The sequence below is a fragment of the Amycolatopsis sp. NPDC051071 genome (assembly GCF_040682875.1).
GTDB lineage: Bacteria > Actinomycetota > Actinomycetes > Mycobacteriales > Pseudonocardiaceae > Amycolatopsis.
This window is the reverse complement of record NZ_JBFBBY010000039.1, coordinates 1-15,111: the sequence shown is the minus strand read 5'-3', so window position 1 is coordinate 15,111 and position 15,111 is coordinate 1. Positions and strand designations below refer to the sequence as shown.

The 15,111-nt window shown below is 67.5% G+C and carries 13 protein-coding genes; 4 read left to right on the top strand and 9 right to left on the bottom strand.

Annotation, left to right across the window (positions count from 1 at the left end; genetic code table 11):
• The first annotated feature begins 105 nt into the window (after nucleotides 1-105).
• The 3 genes from AB0M65_RS15505 (at nucleotide 106) to AB0M65_RS15495 (ending at nucleotide 2,704) form a co-directional block, all read left to right on the top strand.
• Nucleotides 106-1,380: an amidase family protein gene (locus AB0M65_RS15505; protein ID WP_364027360.1), complete on the top strand. Its 1,275-nt coding sequence runs from the start codon at nucleotides 106-108 to the stop codon at nucleotides 1,378-1,380.
• Nucleotides 1,381-1,487: 107 nt separating this feature from the next.
• Nucleotides 1,488-1,994 (top strand): DinB family protein, encoded by a 507-nt coding sequence (locus tag AB0M65_RS15500; RefSeq protein ID WP_364027357.1) that lies wholly within the window; start codon nucleotides 1,488-1,490, stop codon nucleotides 1,992-1,994.
• A 413-nt stretch (nucleotides 1,995-2,407) separates the two neighbouring features.
• On the top strand, nucleotides 2,408-2,704 hold the full coding sequence (locus AB0M65_RS15495; protein ID WP_364027354.1) for a carotenoid oxygenase family protein: 297 nt from the start codon (nucleotides 2,408-2,410) through the stop codon (nucleotides 2,702-2,704).
• Between the two features lie 303 nt (nucleotides 2,705-3,007).
• Here the strand turns inward: AB0M65_RS15495 and AB0M65_RS15490 are convergent, their stop codons facing one another.
• The 6 genes from AB0M65_RS15490 to AB0M65_RS15465 all read right to left on the bottom strand — a co-directional run bounded on the left by AB0M65_RS15490 (nucleotide 3,008) and on the right by AB0M65_RS15465 (nucleotide 10,315).
• Nucleotides 3,008-3,787, bottom strand: coding sequence for a hypothetical protein (locus tag AB0M65_RS15490; protein WP_364027351.1), 780 nt, complete (start codon nucleotides 3,785-3,787; stop codon nucleotides 3,008-3,010).
• A 356-nt stretch (nucleotides 3,788-4,143) separates the two neighbouring features.
• Nucleotides 4,144-4,593, bottom strand: coding sequence for a DUF6098 family protein (locus tag AB0M65_RS15485; RefSeq protein WP_364027486.1), 450 nt, complete (start codon nucleotides 4,591-4,593; stop codon nucleotides 4,144-4,146).
• Between the two features lie 161 nt (nucleotides 4,594-4,754).
• The gene (locus AB0M65_RS15480) at nucleotides 4,755-5,876 is read right to left on the bottom strand and encodes a glutamate--cysteine ligase (protein ID WP_364027348.1); all 1,122 of its coding nucleotides are present in this window, start codon (nucleotides 5,874-5,876) and stop codon (nucleotides 4,755-4,757) included.
• Between the two features lie 186 nt (nucleotides 5,877-6,062).
• Nucleotides 6,063-6,881 (bottom strand): lipase family protein, encoded by an 819-nt coding sequence (locus AB0M65_RS15475; protein WP_364027345.1) that lies wholly within the window; start codon nucleotides 6,879-6,881, stop codon nucleotides 6,063-6,065.
• 171 nt (nucleotides 6,882-7,052) lie between these two features.
• Complete coding sequence (gene ligD, locus AB0M65_RS15470) at nucleotides 7,053-9,095, bottom strand: DNA ligase D (protein ID WP_364027342.1); 2,043 nt, start codon at nucleotides 9,093-9,095, stop codon at nucleotides 7,053-7,055.
• Nucleotides 9,096-9,286: 191 nt separating this feature from the next.
• Nucleotides 9,287-10,315 carry a LacI family DNA-binding transcriptional regulator gene (locus AB0M65_RS15465; RefSeq protein WP_364027339.1) on the bottom strand — a complete coding sequence of 343 codons (1,029 nt, stop codon included), beginning with the start codon at nucleotides 10,313-10,315 and terminating at the stop codon, nucleotides 9,287-9,289.
• A gap of 30 nt (nucleotides 10,316-10,345) precedes the next feature.
• Between AB0M65_RS15465 and AB0M65_RS15460 the strand changes: the two genes are divergently transcribed.
• Nucleotides 10,346-11,521, top strand: coding sequence for an MFS transporter (locus tag AB0M65_RS15460; RefSeq protein WP_364027336.1), 1,176 nt, complete (start codon nucleotides 10,346-10,348; stop codon nucleotides 11,519-11,521).
• 51 nt (nucleotides 11,522-11,572) lie between these two features.
• Here AB0M65_RS15460 and AB0M65_RS15455 read toward each other — a convergent pair whose 3' ends face one another.
• The 3 genes from AB0M65_RS15455 to AB0M65_RS15445 are packed head-to-tail and all read right to left on the bottom strand — an operon-like array spanning nucleotide 11,573 to nucleotide 14,760.
• Nucleotides 11,573-12,460: a carbohydrate ABC transporter permease gene (locus AB0M65_RS15455; protein ID WP_364027333.1), complete on the bottom strand. Its 888-nt coding sequence runs from the start codon at nucleotides 12,458-12,460 to the stop codon at nucleotides 11,573-11,575.
• Nucleotides 12,461-12,469: 9 nt separating this feature from the next.
• Nucleotides 12,470-13,417, bottom strand: a complete 948-nt coding sequence (locus AB0M65_RS15450) for a sugar ABC transporter permease (RefSeq protein WP_364027330.1) — start codon at nucleotides 13,415-13,417, stop codon at nucleotides 12,470-12,472.
• A complete protein-coding gene (locus AB0M65_RS15445) occupies nucleotides 13,414-14,760 on the bottom strand; it encodes an extracellular solute-binding protein (protein WP_364027327.1) in 1,347 nt (448 codons plus the stop codon). The genes AB0M65_RS15450 and AB0M65_RS15445 overlap by 4 nt, the downstream gene beginning before the upstream one ends.
• Nucleotides 14,761-15,111: the final 351 nt, after the last annotated feature.

Here is a 15,111-nt window from a genome sequence, read left to right as displayed (position 1 = left end):
CGGTGGCTCATAGGGTGGCGAGACCCAGGTCACTCACCCACGGCGGCAGGTTGGCCGGTCACAGGTCACGCTAAGCTGACCGCCCGCGATCTGGAGGTGCCGCCGGTGAAGGGAACTCGGAGTGCCGCCGAAGGTCGCATACGAGCGGAAGAGGTCCAGGACCTCCACGCGATCAGCCACCTCGCACCGGAGCCGATCGGGCCGCCCACCGGCTTTCCGGTGGTCGTCAAGGACAACATCCACGTCGCGGGGATGCCGAACACCGCGGGAACCCCGGCACTGGCGCACCACGTTCCGCGTGAGCACGCGGGGGTGGTCCGCCGCCTGCTTGACGCGGGCGCCACTGTCATCGGCAAGGCGGCCATGCACGAACTCGCGTTCGGCATCACTTGCGACACGACTCCACTGGGTCCGGTGCGCAACGCCCGCGACCCGTCCCGCTTCGCCGGGGGCAGCAGCGGCGGAACCGCCGTGGCCGTCGCGGCGGGCATCGTCCCGGCAGGCCTTGGCACTGACACCGGGGGTTCGGTGCGCGTGCCCGCCGCGCTCAATGGGGTCTGCGGTTTCCGGCCCACCACGGGCCGCTACCCGTCCGACGGCATCACGCCGTTGAGCAGCACCCGGGACACGGTGGGGCCGATCGCCCGCACGGTCACCGATCTCGCGTTCCTCGACGCCGTCCTCGCGGCGGAGGAACCGGAACCCCTGCGCGAACTCCCGCTGATCCGGCTGGGCGTGCCGCACGGTTTCCTGACCGGCGACTTGGCCGACGACGTCGAAGAACTGTGGACGGTCGCGCTGATCCGCCTGCGCGCGGCTGGGGTCACTCTGGTGCCGGTCGACGACACGCCCCTCGCCGAACTCGTCACCGATCAGGGCATGCCGCTGGTGATCCACGAAGCCGGTATCGGACTACGGGCGTACCTCGCCGAGTATGTGCCCGAGGTTTCGTTCGACCGACTCGTCGACGAAGTCGCCGCGGCCGACGTCCGGGCGATCTTCGCCGAGGCGGTCGTGCCGGGCGTCGAGCCGGCCGTCTACGAGGCCGCCCTCGCCAACCGCTCGGCCTTACGCCGCGCCTACGCGAAGATCTTCGGCGAGACCGGCATCGACGCACTGGGATTCCCCACCACACCGGCGACAGCCCAGGACTTCTCCGCCGTCGAGAAGTTCGTCCACCGTGGGCGCGCGGTCCCGACCTTCTCCACCTTCATCCGAAACTGCCAGCCCGGCAGCATCGCTGGTGTTCCCGGCTTGACCGTCCCGATGGGACTCGGCCGCGGTGGCCTGCCCGCCGGGCTGGCTCTCGACGGCGCCGTCGGCGATGACCGGAAACTGTTGGCGGCCGGTGCTTTCGTCGAACGGGTCCTGATGACCTGACCGGCCTCCGAACGGCCCATCCGGCGGACAAGGAGCTGGATGGAGCAGGTTGGGTCCGTCGACAAATACCTCGACAAGCGGCTCGGCGATCGGAGACGCTTCACGCGATGACCAGAATCGATGACACACCGCCCGCATGGGACGAACGTACCCAGCTCACCACGTTTCTCGACTACGCACGTGACACAGCCCGCGCCAAATGCGATGGCGTCTCAGAGGAGAACGCACGCAAGGCGCTCCTGCCGAGTTCACCGCTGATGACCATGAGCGGAGTGATCAATCACCTGCGCTGGGTCGAGCACTACTGGTTCGACGCGGTCTTCCTCGGCAAGGAAGACCTGGGCCCCTGGACCGAGGAAGACCCCGACCGCGAGATGCGTACCGCCGTCGATTTCCCGCTCACCCAGTTGCTCGACGAATACGCCGGACAGAGCACCCGCCACCGCGAACTGGTCGCCGGGAACAGCCTGGACAAGCAGGCCCAGCGAGCCATCCGCAACGGCCTCCACGTCGACCTGCGCTGGATCCTCCTCCACCTCACCGAGGAAACGGCCCGCCACAACGGCCACCTGGACATCCTCCGCGAGATGCTGGACGGCAAAACCGGCTGCTAGTGAGGGAAGCGCAAAGGTGGCGTGGCTGGGCCGGTGTCGCGATGGCCGGTTCTGGACTGGCCGACGAGGCAAGTCGTGCCTTGCGTGTCCACAAAGGACGCAATCCTGTGGGTGAATGTCCGCTTAATGCCTGGATGTGCGGTCTTGACCGGGTCGTGGGTGGCAACGCGGGTTCTATTGAGGGGTAAGGCAAACGTGGCGTGGTGCCTGGGCTCGCTGCCCGACTTGTTCGCAGGGTCGGCGGCCAGAGCGAAGGCGTAACTCGCGTGCTTGAACACGTAACTCGCGTGCTTGAACGCGTAACTCGCGTGCTTAAAGACGGATCTCACGTGCTGGATGCCGAACTCGGTGTGCGGGGTCTGAGCACGCGAGTTACGGCTTCAAGCACGCGAGTTACGTCTCTGAGCACGCGAGTGCGGTGTCGGGCCTTCAGCAGCGCTCTCCTCAAACACGACCTCCTGACCGGTACCACCGAAACCCACGAGTTCGGCCGTGACGCGAGCGCGGGCGAGACCGTGTTCGTCCCGGCGGGCGGGGCGGACGCGGAAGATGACGGCTACAACCTGGTTTACGTCCACAACCCCGACCGGGGCGCGGCGGACCTGGTGATCCTGGCCGCCCAAGACTTCTCCGGCGAACCCCTCGCCATGGTCCACCTGCCCGCACGCGTCCCACTGGGGTTGCATGGCAGCTGGATTCCTGTCGAGTGATTCGGTCTCGCCGACCCGCTCGACCTTGCCGACCAAGAACACGCAGGAGGAGATTCCTACGATGGTGATCACTGCCATGTAAGCGAAACCGGGCGCGAAGGATTCTCGCGCCCTAAGCAGGATCGAGTTCACTGTCCTCGCCGCGCGACGGCGTGCAAAAGTCACCCAGACCCGTCGAAGACATGATGGATCCGTAGAGAATCACCGAACCGTCGTCTCAAGGACCTGTGGCCGGGATAACCGGTACAGCGGCTGGTGAGAGCTTGCCCGGCCGTCACAGCGCGACGACAAGGTGGGGTGTGGTCAGTTCTGGGTCACGGGCCACGCCGCGGCGGGATGGCAGCGTGCCGGGCACGCGAAGATATAGACCATGTTGCCGAGGAACAGCCCGTACTGGTCACCGTGAAACGTGAAGTTCTGTTCAGGCTGATCCAGGTGCTTGTCGAACCCGGTGTCCTCGGGAAGCTGGCACACGAAAACCAGCTCGGTCCCGCAAGGACAGATGTAGGACTCACGAGCCTGAGCCCAGCACGGAACACCACCGACCTTGAACTCGTTCACACCGTCACCCCGCGCGGCGAATACATCGTCCACAGGGCGTTCGTCCAGCAACGCATCCCCGAGCGACCACACCGTGATCCGCTCCGTCGCCGACCTGAGCTCCAACGGTCGCGGCTGAAGATACGGATCCACGTCATCGGCAGGCACAGTGTCGTCGCGGTGGAGCATGATCCGCCAGAACGCGCCCTCATCGTGGTAACGCCGCGGCGGACAATCCCAGAACCTCTCCGGCAACACCTCGGAACCGTCATCGACGGAGACCGCGTCGTTGTGCACCGGGCACTGGAAAACCAGCAGATGCTCCCCACCGAACACAACGACGTCGACCGGAATGTCGAGCTGAAAGAACAACACCATCCGCTCGCCACAGAAACACACCGGCCACGACTCCCCCACCGGAAGAATCGGCCACCCGCCGACCGTGTCACGGGCACCTCGCTCGACCGTCCCGCTCCCCTCACGCACCAGATACATCGGAATATCCGACTCGTGAACCACGGGCTGTTCCGGCAACGCGCTCATCCGCCTACCCTAGCCACACCGTAATGATCAACCAACGGCCCGACCTCCGCGCTGACAAGCTCGCTCACCGAACGATTCCGTAGGACTCGTCCGTGGCCGCGATGGCGAACACCTACGGCGGCCTCATCATCGTGGGCGTGTCGGACCGGCCGGGCGAGGACCGGGTCGTCGGGCGAGCGCCGACACCGTCGAGAAGGTCGTGAACTGGTGGTGATCCGCGTGCGTCCCGAAAGGGCACCCCAGCCTGTCCTGTTCAACGAGACCCCCAGCCGCTCGCAGGGATGGATACCGGCACCAAACCTGGCCGACACCGGACCGGCGGCTCGATCGGCGACCTGGCCGACATCATGGCCTGGTCAGCGTCGATCCATCGGGCCCCACTCTCGGGATCCTTGCTCGTCAACGAGCTTGCGAGCTTCGTGCAGCACCTCGTCGGCGACCCAGGCCAACGGCCGTTCGCAGTGCACCAAGGGCTCGTTGTCCGGGCCGCGCGCCACCTCTCGGCCACGGAGCACCCAAGGACGGACGTCAGGGCCGCGCAAGTCCGGCAGGTGCTGGTAGTCATAAAGCCGACGGGCCAGCCACAGGCGCAACGACCGCCCGCCCCACCACGCTTCCCGCCGCAGCGAGTTGGCGGACAGCCCGGGCAGCCGTATGCCCGTTAGTCCGTCCCGGCTGGCTTGCTCGAGCCCCTCCCCCAGGTCTACCTGCGGTCCGCGCGACCACCGGACGTAGAGCTCGTCACCGCCCTCGGACTCGACCAACCTGACCAGGTCGTCCAGATCACGCACCGTCGATAGGTGCATCGCCACGAATGCGTCCACGATCGGCAGTATTACCTTTGGTGCGGGCACCTAAACAGCCGTCTGTCGACGTCCAGGCACCGGTCAGTGAGCTGCCTCGCGTCTTCCGGACAGTAGCGATCCGGCCACCAGCCGTGCGAGATGTCGATGTGACGTCGGTGTCCTCACACAGTCGCACCCCTATCCCATTTCCCCAGGTAGGCATGCGTGAGGTGGTCGACGACGTCGCTGAGCCTGCCGCGGTAGGCGGCGCGTTGGCGGTCGGCTCCGGTGCCACTGTCGTGCAGCCGCCGCCATTCGGTTTCGACGAGCTGGTGATCTCCGTTGCGGTGAACGGCCGTCATGACATGGGCCCGCAGCTCGGCGGTCAGTGTCGTCGCGGGCAGCAGATGTCCGGTGTGCGGGTGCACGGCGTGGCCGCCGAGACCATCGCGGGCGGCACGCCAGTGGGCGGCGCGCAGGGTGTGCGGGTCAGGATCGGGATCTGGTGCTCCGGCGGCGATGTCGGCCAGGGCTGTGTCCGCCAGGGCGCGGATCAGCGCGGTGAACAGCTGGGTCTCGGCCACCGTGGTGGCCGCGTCGGTGACTCGGACCTCCACGGTCGGCAGGTGGCTGGAGGGGCGCACGTCCCAGTAGACGCCGGCGCGGTCCATGATCACGCCCGCTTCCAGCAGCCGGCCGACCAGTTCGTCGAAATGGCCGGGCGAGCAGAAGTACGGAGGTGGTCCGGCAGCGGGCCACCGGGCCCAGGCCATGGTGCGCCAGCTCGCGTAGCCGGTGTCGCGGCCGGCCCAGTAGGGCGAGTTGGCCGAGAGCGCGACCAGGGTCGGCAGCCAAGGCCGCAGATGGTTGCTGACCCGCAGTGCCAGCGCCCGGTCGGCCAGTCCGACGTGGACGTGGCAGGCGCAGACCACCTGCTCGTCGTCCAACGCCCGGAAGTGGGTGACACTGGCCGCGTAGCGGGGACCGTCGGTGATCGGTGGTGGGATCGGGTCACCCAGCACCGGGCTACCGGACGAAACCACGGACAACCCGTGATCGGCCGCGGCACCAGCGATGACCGCACGCATGTCCCGAATTTGCTCACCGAGGTCGCCGAGGCCGGTATGCGGCTCGGTCCTGGCCTCCAGCTGGAACCGGGTCAGCTCCGCGCCGACGCGCCCGCCAAGCACACCGGTGGCGCCGTCTATCACCGCTGCGGCCGCCGGCCGCAGCTTCCGGCTTCGCGAGTCGACCACGAGGTACTCCTCCTCCACCCCGACAGTCGATGTGCCGCTGCGCGCCATGGAATCAATCTTTCCGGAAATCGCGAGCCAGGAAGGCGCTGTTCGGGTGAATGAGCGGATGGATCCACCCGTAGTGGTAGTCGACGACGGACCGGCCGGCTCGACGATCGCACGACGCGGCAGGTCGGCACGCTTTCGTTCGCGTTGTCAGCGACCGTTCGATGGCACGTTCTGGACAGCGGTCGTTCAGGGCAGGTTCTTCTCCAGGGCGGTGATGTAGGCCTTCATAAAGTGATCCCGCAGTCCATCGGAGGCCGGCGCGAACGGGTCGGCGAGCATGCCCTTGCCGCGGTCGAGCAGATTCGACACCGCGGGCATGGACTCGCGGACCCGGCCGGAGGAGTCGATGTAGCGAAGCTCCGCGACGTGGTGGAACACCGGTTCCGGCGGGACCTGGGTGACGAAGTCGTTGTTGTTGACCACCCGGAACGTGCGTCCTGCCAACGCTTTGTCATAGGCGCTGGCCAAGGCGCGGTCGCAGGTACGGGGCTGACCGAAGGTGTAGACGCCCTGTGCCGAAAGCCGCGGGTCTTCGAAATGCAGCCACGCCGCGGCCAGCATCGCCAAGGCGCCACCGAGACTGTGCCCGGTGAACCACACCGTCTGCTCGGCGTCACGCAATTCCTCGATGGCCGCGAGCACGGACGGGAACACCGCCCGCAGTGCCTCGGCGAACCCGTAGTGGACCAGGCCGGTGTTCGCCGGACCGGACCACGGTGGCGTGGTCGTGTCCGACAGCCAGTCACGCAGCTGGACCGGCTCGGTTCCGCGGAACGCGGTCACGATCATGGTCGGGCTGGCCATGGTGTATGCCTGGGTGTCGCTGAGCGCGAATGGCGGGGAGAACGTCGAGTGGTGGTGACGGACCCGGTCGAAGCCCCACTCGGCCGCGGTGGCCTCGATCCGTTCACGGTCCTGGTAAGCCAGGTCGGCGGCCTTGGCCATGCAATAGGCCTGGCGGGCGTCGTATCCGGTGGTCTGGTGGTTCAGTGTGGGCGCAGACATCATCTTGTTCCTCACAACGACAACAGGGTGCGCGGAAGCAATGCCCCGCCCTTTATGCGTACCTGCGTCAATACCAGCTCACCACCAGCTACCCGGTCCTTCACTCCACTGAGGCGCCTTCTCACCCGTCCTCGCCGTGTTCACGCGCTACGTGCACAATCCCAGCCTCTTTTAGGAAAGCGCTGTTCGCATGTCGTCGAGTTCGGCGAACAGGTCGCCGTACTCGTCCACACGGTCAAGGACGTCGTCGGCGGTGAACTCCAGCTGTGAGGCACGGCAGCAAGCTCGGACTTCGTCCCAGGCGATCGGAGTGGAGGCGGTGGGACGGTCGCGGCCGCGTAACGAGTACGGGGCAACGGTGGTCTTGGCGGGGTTGTTCTGGGACCAGTCGATGAACACCCGGCCTGTCCGCTGTGCTTTGGCCATCACCGCGGTCACCTTGTCCGGTGTTTCCCGTGCCAGGCGTTGGGCGAGTTTCTTGGCGTAAGCCGACGGCGCGGAGGGGTCGTCGGTGGCGATGGCGCAGTAGAGCTGCATGCCTTTCGAGCCGGACGTTTTCGCGAGTGGCGTTAGTCCGTCGGCGGTCAGGGCGTCGTGGAGTCGTTCTGCGACGCGGCAGCAGTGCACGATCGAGGTTCCTGGCCCGGGATCGAGGTCGAACACCAGCCGGTCCGGTGACTGCCGGATCCCGCCGGAATCCACGGTCCATTGTGGAACGTGGAGTTCGAGGGCGGCCATGTTCGCCGCCCACACCAGGGCGCCGAGTTCGTCGAGCAGGGCATAGGTGATCACTTCACCCGCGCCGCGGGAACCGGTACGAGCCAGCCGCACCGTGGACAGCCACGCCGGGGCTCCTTTGGGAACGTTCTTCTCGAAGAACTGCTCGCCGGCAACACCATCGGGGAATCGGATGAACGTGACCGGCCGCCCGGCCAGATGCGGCAGCAGGACCGGGGCGATGCGGGAGTAATAGTTGATGACCTCACCCTTGGTGAACCCGTCCGGGTACAAGGTTTTGTCCAGGTTGGACAGAACGAGTTGCCGTTGTCCCGCTTGTACGGTGATCTTCGGCCCCAGCCGCGCAGTAGTTGCCGGTCGCCGCTCCGCATCGGGTTCGGGTGATGCCGCTGGGCGTCCGGATGTTCGTATCAGATCAGTGTCGCGGGGTCCGTGCGACGACTGGGGCTTGAGGACTTCGCCGGGATGTTTGTCTTCGCGCAGTCCTCGCCATGCGGTGTGACGCAGGCGGCCCGCGCCGCGGGTGAACTGCCGAAACTCGACCTCTCCGACCAGGACCGGTTTCACCCACAGCGCCCGCGCGGTGTCCGCGCGAGGCGGCGTGACCGCGAACGAGGGCTTTTGCTGCGTCAACTCATCCAACCGTCGTTGCAGGCGGGTGCGTTCTGCTTCGGTGAATCCCGTCCCGACGTCGCCGATGTAGACGAGGTCGCCCGTGTCAGGGTCGTGAGCGCCGAGCAGGAGCCCGCCCATCCGGCCGGCGATCCGGCCTTGGCCTGGCCGGTAGCCGCAGACGATGACCTCGGTTGTCTGAGTCAGCGGGTGCTTGAGCCACGCATCGCTGCGGCGCCCGGGGTTGTAGGCAGAGGCGCGGTGTTTGGCGACGAGGCCTTCGTGGCCGCTGGCGACGATGTGCTCGAGCAGGTGCCGCGGTGTGCGGCGGTCCGCGGCCAGGTCGGTGAAGGTGAAGCCACGCACCACCGAGATCCGGTAAGGATCGGGCATCTGCAGCTGGGTGAGCAGTCGCCGTCGTTCGTCATACGACTCGCGCTGCAACTGCTCCGCACCCAGCTGCAGTAAATCGAAGGCGAGGAACCGGACTGGGACGTCCTCGAACGGTTCGCCAGGCCGTCCCGTGCTGTGGGTCTGGTAGCGGCCACGGCGTTCCTGTAGCGCCCCGAAGTCGATCTGCCCGGCCTCGTTGTAGACGACGATCTCCCCGTCCAGCACCGCGGCCTGGCCCTCCAGAGCTTCGGCGAGAACACCGGCAAGGTCAGAGAACTCGGCGGTGAAATCGATACCGTTGCGACTCGTCAGCACCGTTGTACCGTCCGGGGCGATCCGCATGCACGCCCGGTAGCCATCGAGCTTGTACTCATACGCCCACTCCGGCCCTTCCCGCAGCCGACCGCCGTCCGGGCTGGCCAGCATCGGGTTCACCCACCCGGGAACACCGCGCACCGCCTTCCGCGCCATCACGAGCTCCCGTCACCGCCAACCGCGCACCAGGCACCGCGCGCGTCGTCCGCGATTCGACAGTAACCCGCTTGGCCTAGCAGCGCCGGATATGCGCAGGTCACAACCCCGAGACGGGTGATTTCAGTGCACAGCCAGGAACCGCCGGCGCACCAGCGAGTTCGGCGGTGGCCCGCCACGCCGACGCCGGGTCACCTGGTGCTGGTCCGCACCGTGGCCGTCCACTCGGCGCCGCGGCTCGGCCAGCGCTCGCCGAGCGCGATCAGGGCGCAGTCCCGGCCCTGGTCGAAGAGTGACTGGGTGATGGTGGTGAGGCCGGCGCGGTCCGCGTCCGGGCCGTCGTCCCAGCCGGCGACCGCGATGTCCACCGGCACGCACAGGCCACGGCGGCGAGCGGCGTCGAGCACAGCGAACGCGAGCTGATCGCTCATGGCGATCACGGCGTCGGGTTCGCACTTGCCGAGGAGTTCGTCGACCGTCGTCGCGGCTTCTTCCCGGTCGTTGCGGGCCACGACGGCCACGGGGAGGCGGCTCGGGTCGGCGCAGTGGTCGAAGATGCCGAGGAGGCGCTCGCGGGTGACCGGGAACGCGACACTTTCTGCGTCGGGCCCGGTTTCCAGCCGCGGGCGGCGATCGCGGTCGAAGGGGAAGCTGACCACCGCCGGCCGTCGCGCACCGGGGAAGGTACGCGCGGCCAGTTCGCGGGCGGAGGCGCGGTTGTCGATGCCGACCACACTGGCGCCCGGGACAGCCGGACCGCCGTGGATCGCGACGGGCTTGCCGAGCCCGCTCACCACGGCGAGCACCGGGTCGGCGTCGACGGTCGTCCAGAGGATGTAGCCGTCGACGGACGCCGACCGCACGCGCTCGACATCCTCCCCGGTCCCGGTGGTGGGGATGAGATTCAGCCCGCTCCCGCGCTCACGGCAGACCTCGGCGACGCCGGCCAGGAAACGGCGGGCCTGCGGGTCTTCGAAGGCGTAGGCGAGGTGCTCGCCGAGCACGACGCCGATGGCGCCGTTGTGGCGGCGACGCAACGATCGCGCGGTCGGGTCCGGCCCGCGGTAGCCCAGCTCGGCGGCGACCTCCCGGACCCGGCGCAGCGTGTCCGGCGCGACCCGGTCCGGCTGGTTGTAGCAGTACGACACGGTCATCACCGAGACCCCGCAGCGGCGCGCCACCTCCGCCATGGTGACGCGCGACGACCCGGCACTGGACATGGCCACACTCTACCTGTGTATCGTTAAACAATGCCCGTCGAGCCGAGGACGCGCGTCGCATTGGGCGCCTTGAGCGCCGCTTGCTTCGTGTCCGTGACATCGGAAAACCTCCCCGTGGCGCTGCTGCCCCAGCTCGCGTCCGGACTGGCGGCCGGGGACTCCGCGATCGGCTTGCTGATGACCGGGTACGCGGTCGTCGTCGCGGTGACGGTCATACCGCTGGTCGCGCTGACAGCACGCTGGGATCGCCGGGTGACGGCGCTGGTCACGATCGCGATGATCGTGGTGTCCAACCTGGTGCTCGCCGCCGCACCGGGGTACGGCGTCGCGGTGGCCGCGCGGCTGGTCGCGGCCGCGGGCCACGGGGTGTTCTGGTCGGTCGTCGCGGCGATGGCCGCCCGGCTGCTCGGGCCCGGCCGGGGTGGCCGCGCCACGGCGGTGGTATTCGCCGGCAACTCGCTCGCGTTCCTGTTCGGGCTCCCGCTGAGCTCCTGGCTCGGCGCGACGCTCGGCTGGCGAACCGCTGTCCTGGTCGTGGCGGGTGTCGCGGCAGTGGCGGCGCTGGTCATCCGGGTCACGGTTGAGCCGATGCCGCCGGAGGCACCGCACCAAGGTTCGGTGACCGTCCGGCGGGTCATCGCGGACCGGGCGCTGCTCCCCGTCAACCTGACGACCCTGCTCGTGGTGACCGGGCACTTCGCGGCGTTCACCTACATCACGGCGATCATCGCGGACTCCGTCCGCCTGACCGGCCCGGCGACGTCGAGCCTGCTGTTCGCCCACGGGACAGCCGGTCTACTCGGCCTTGTCCTGATAGGGCGCCACGTCGACCGGCATCCGCGAGTGACCGCGCTGGTCACCACCGGCGGCCTCGCCGTCGCCATGCTGGTGCTGCTCGTCGGCGGGCCGGGTTTCGTCTCCGGCGCGGCGATTGTGCTGTGGGCCGCACCTGCGGCCGGGATCGGCGTGGTGCTGCAGGCAGCGGTCCTGCGCGTCGCGACGACCCGGCCGGATCTCGCTTCGGCGGTCTACATCGTGGCGTTCCAGATCGGCATCGCCTCGGGCGCCGCGCTCGGCGGGCTCGGCCTGGACAACGGGATGCTCCCGGCCGTGGTGCTCATCGCGGCAACGGGCGGCCTCACAGCGGCGATCGTCGTGTGCCGGTCCGCGGCGTTCGAGTCACCCGTCCACGGTAAGGCCGGATAGTTCGGCGCGAGCGAGGCGGCGAGCTTGAGGGCGCGATACGAAGGAACTGGATCAGCCGGTCCGGCGGTGTGTCGCGATGCCGTCCACGAAATGCCGCTGGGCGAGGAAGAACACGATGATCATCGGTAACGTGGTGAGCACGCTACCGGCCAGCACGATCTCCCACCGCTGCTCACCTGCCTGGCCGAACTGGTCTGAAAGGGCCTTGAGGCCGCGCGGTAGCGTGTACAACGCCGGGTCCCGCAGATAGATCAACGGCTTCAGCAGATCCGACCAGCTGGCCTTGAGTTCGAAGACGAAAGTCACCACCATCGCCGGTTTGCACAGCGGTACCGCGATCCGCCAGAACAGCGTCCAGTAGCTCGCACCGTCGATGCGCGCGGCCTCGAAGAGTTCCCTTGGCAACCCGAGGAAGAACTGCCGCAGCAGGAAGATGTAGAACGCGCTGCCGAAAAGGTTGCCTGCCCACAACGGCACCTGGGTGCTGGCCAACCCGGCCTCGTTCCAGATCAGGTAAACCGGGATCATGGTGACCGCGCCCGGCAGCATCATGGTGGCGAGCACCAGTCCGAAAAGCGCGTTGCGCCCAGGGAACCGGAAATAGGCGAAGCCGAAAGAGACCACTGAGCTGGCCACCGTCGCGGCGAGCGCGGCGGCAAGGCTCACCGCCACACTGTTGACCAGCCACGCCGCCACCGGTGCCGCGCGCCAGATCTCGGCGTAGTTGCCCAACACCATCTGCTGGGGAAACAACGCGTTGTCGAAGACCTGATCGCCCGGTTTCACCGACGCGCTCAACAACCAGGCGAACGGGTAAACGAACAACACGGCCGTGGCCACCAGAGCCACCCACACCAGTGGGCGCCGACGGCCGCGCCGGCGCACGTCCCGCGCCGATCCGGGACGCGGCTCGGCGACCGGCGTCAAGCTGCTCGTCACGACCATGCTTCACCGGCCCTCGTAGTAGACGAAACGCTTGCTCAGTCGCACCTGGACCAGGGTGATCACCATGATGATCGCAAACAGCAGCCAAGCCATGGCCGAGGCGTAACCCATGTGCAGGAACTGGAAACCCTGCTGGAACAGGTAGATCAGATAGAAGAGGGCGGCATCGCTGCTGTACCCGGCGGAGGAGGCGTTGCCGTAGAACGCCGTGTACGCCTCGTCGAACGTCTGCAACGCCGCGATGGTCTGCACGATGAGGGTGAAGAACAGCGCACCACTGATCATCGGAACCGTGATGTGCCGGAACCGGCGCCACCGTGACGCCCCGTCGAGTTCCGCGGCTTCGTACAGTTCCGGTGGCACACTCTTCAACGCGGCGAGGTAGATCACCACCGTGCTGCCGACCGACCACAGATTCATCAGCACCAGCCCCGGTTTGATCCACGCGCCGTCAGTGCTCCACTGCGGCCCCTGCACACCGAACAGCCCGAGCACCTCGTTGACCAGGCCGGCCTGCCCGTTGAACAGGAACAGGAACAGCACGCCGACGGCCACCTTCGGAGTGATCTCCGGCAAGTAGAACAGGGTACGGAAGAGCCCTGCCGACCGGCGCCCCGCCCTGGCCAGCAGCGCGGCGAGCCCGAGTGAGACGGCCATCGTCGACGGTACCGACATGAGCGCGTAGAGCAGGGTGTTGGTCAGGCTTTTGCGGACGTCGGGGTCTTCCAGCAACTGGCGATAGTTGGCGAGACCGACCGCGGTCGGTGCCCGCAGGGCGTCGTAGTCGGTCAGTGAGAGCAGGAAACTGGCCACCATCGGAATCAGCATGAAGAGCAAGAAGCCGATCATCCACGGTGACAGGAACGCGTACGCGGCCAAGGTTTCCCGCCGCCGGAAGCCCCGCGCCCACTTCCGGATCCTCGCCCCGCGAGGGGGCAGGGCCGCGCTCACCGGTGCTGCGCCGCGAGATCGAGCGCCCGCTGAGCCTCCGCCTGTGCCTGGCGCAGCGCGGCCGCGGGGCTCTGGACACCGGAGAGCACCCGGTTCACCGCGTCCTGCCAGGCCGCCTTGAATTCCGCACCGGCGGGTGAGGACGGCATCGAGAAGGCAGTCTTCTGCGCTTCGAGCACCGCTTTGACGGCGTTACCGAAAATCGGTTTGTCATCGAGCTTGACCAGTTCGCTGAAGATCTTCTCGTCGGCGACCCGGTTTCCGGTGTAGACGCCGGTGAACGGTTTCCCGGCGGCCTTGCGCGCGTCGGCCCGTGTCCGTGCGGCGGCGATCCAGGAACTCGAGTTGGTCATCGTCGCGATCCAGGCGCACGCTTCCTTCTTGTGCTTACTCGTCGCCGGGATGGCCCATGCGGAGCCGGTGACCCAGTCGATCGACGCGCCGTTCTGGTCCCTGAACGGCTGGACGGAAAGGTCGATCTGCGGGGAGTGGTTGGCCAGCACGTTGAGGTACCAGTCGTCCATGGGCCCGGCGGCGAGCTGACCGGTGGCGAACGGGTTCTTCGCGCCGAAAAAGTCGAAGGTGTCGCGGAACGCTTTCAGCCTGCCCCAGCCGCCCTGTGCCTCGATCAGACCAGCCGTATAGTCCAGAATTTCGATCAGCCGCGGGTCGTCGAGGTTGGCCTTTAGTCCGTCTTCGCTGAGCATCGTGACCCCGTTGACCTTGGCCCACAACGGAAGGAACTCGGGGAGCTTCGGGTCGAAACCGATCCGGGTGAGCGCTCCGCCTCCGTCGCGACCGGTGAGGGTTCGGGTGAGTGTCGCCAGTTTCGCCCGGTCCGCGGTGCCGACCTCCGCCGGATCGGCACCGGCTTGGCGCACCACCGCGTCATTGACCATGATCAGGCGGTTGTTGTAGGACTCCGGCAGCCCGTACAGCTGACCGCGCAGGGTCACCTCGGCCACCGCGGCCTCCCGGAACTCCGCCATCCGCACCTGGCTGTCCCGGACACATTCACCCAGCGGCGCCAAGGTGCCCCGCGCCGCATAGGTGCCGAGCAGCTGGCGATCGAGGTAGACGATGTCCGGGGGACTTCCCGCGGCCACCGCGGCCAGGAACTGCTGTGCATCGAAAGCACTGCCGCCGATCTTGACGGTAGCCGGGGCGATGACCTTGTCCGCCAGCTCGATCCGGGTCTTGGCGATCTCGTCCCCTGCCCCGAATCCCATGGTGACGAGTGTGGTCTCGCCGGATTCGACCGTCGAGCTGACTCCGCCGCAGCCACTCACCGCCAGCGTGATTATCAGCAGCCCCGCCCGCAGTCGTGCGTATCCACCCGGCATACGCCACCTCCGCCCGATCGCCGATCAGCCAGACTTGAATACCCACCGACGGCGCCGCGCAAACCACATTCGCGCTTGAGCGTCAGTCTCCCCCCGCACGGGGTCGGCCGCCGCACCGTGGCACGACACCTGCCACTATGACGCGCCGCCCTCGTGCAACCTTTCTCTGATGCGCCTTCTTTGGCGGTGTCAGTGACGGGCGTGGCAGGTGTGACTGCTGTGGCGCGCCCGCCCCAAGTACAGGAAGGCCCCCTTCCTGTACCTAGGCGCAAGGAAGGGGGCCTTCCTGTACCTCAGGCGAGTACGGGCGCCGGTACCGAGCGGGTCAGGTTCTCGTGAGTGATTTGGGTC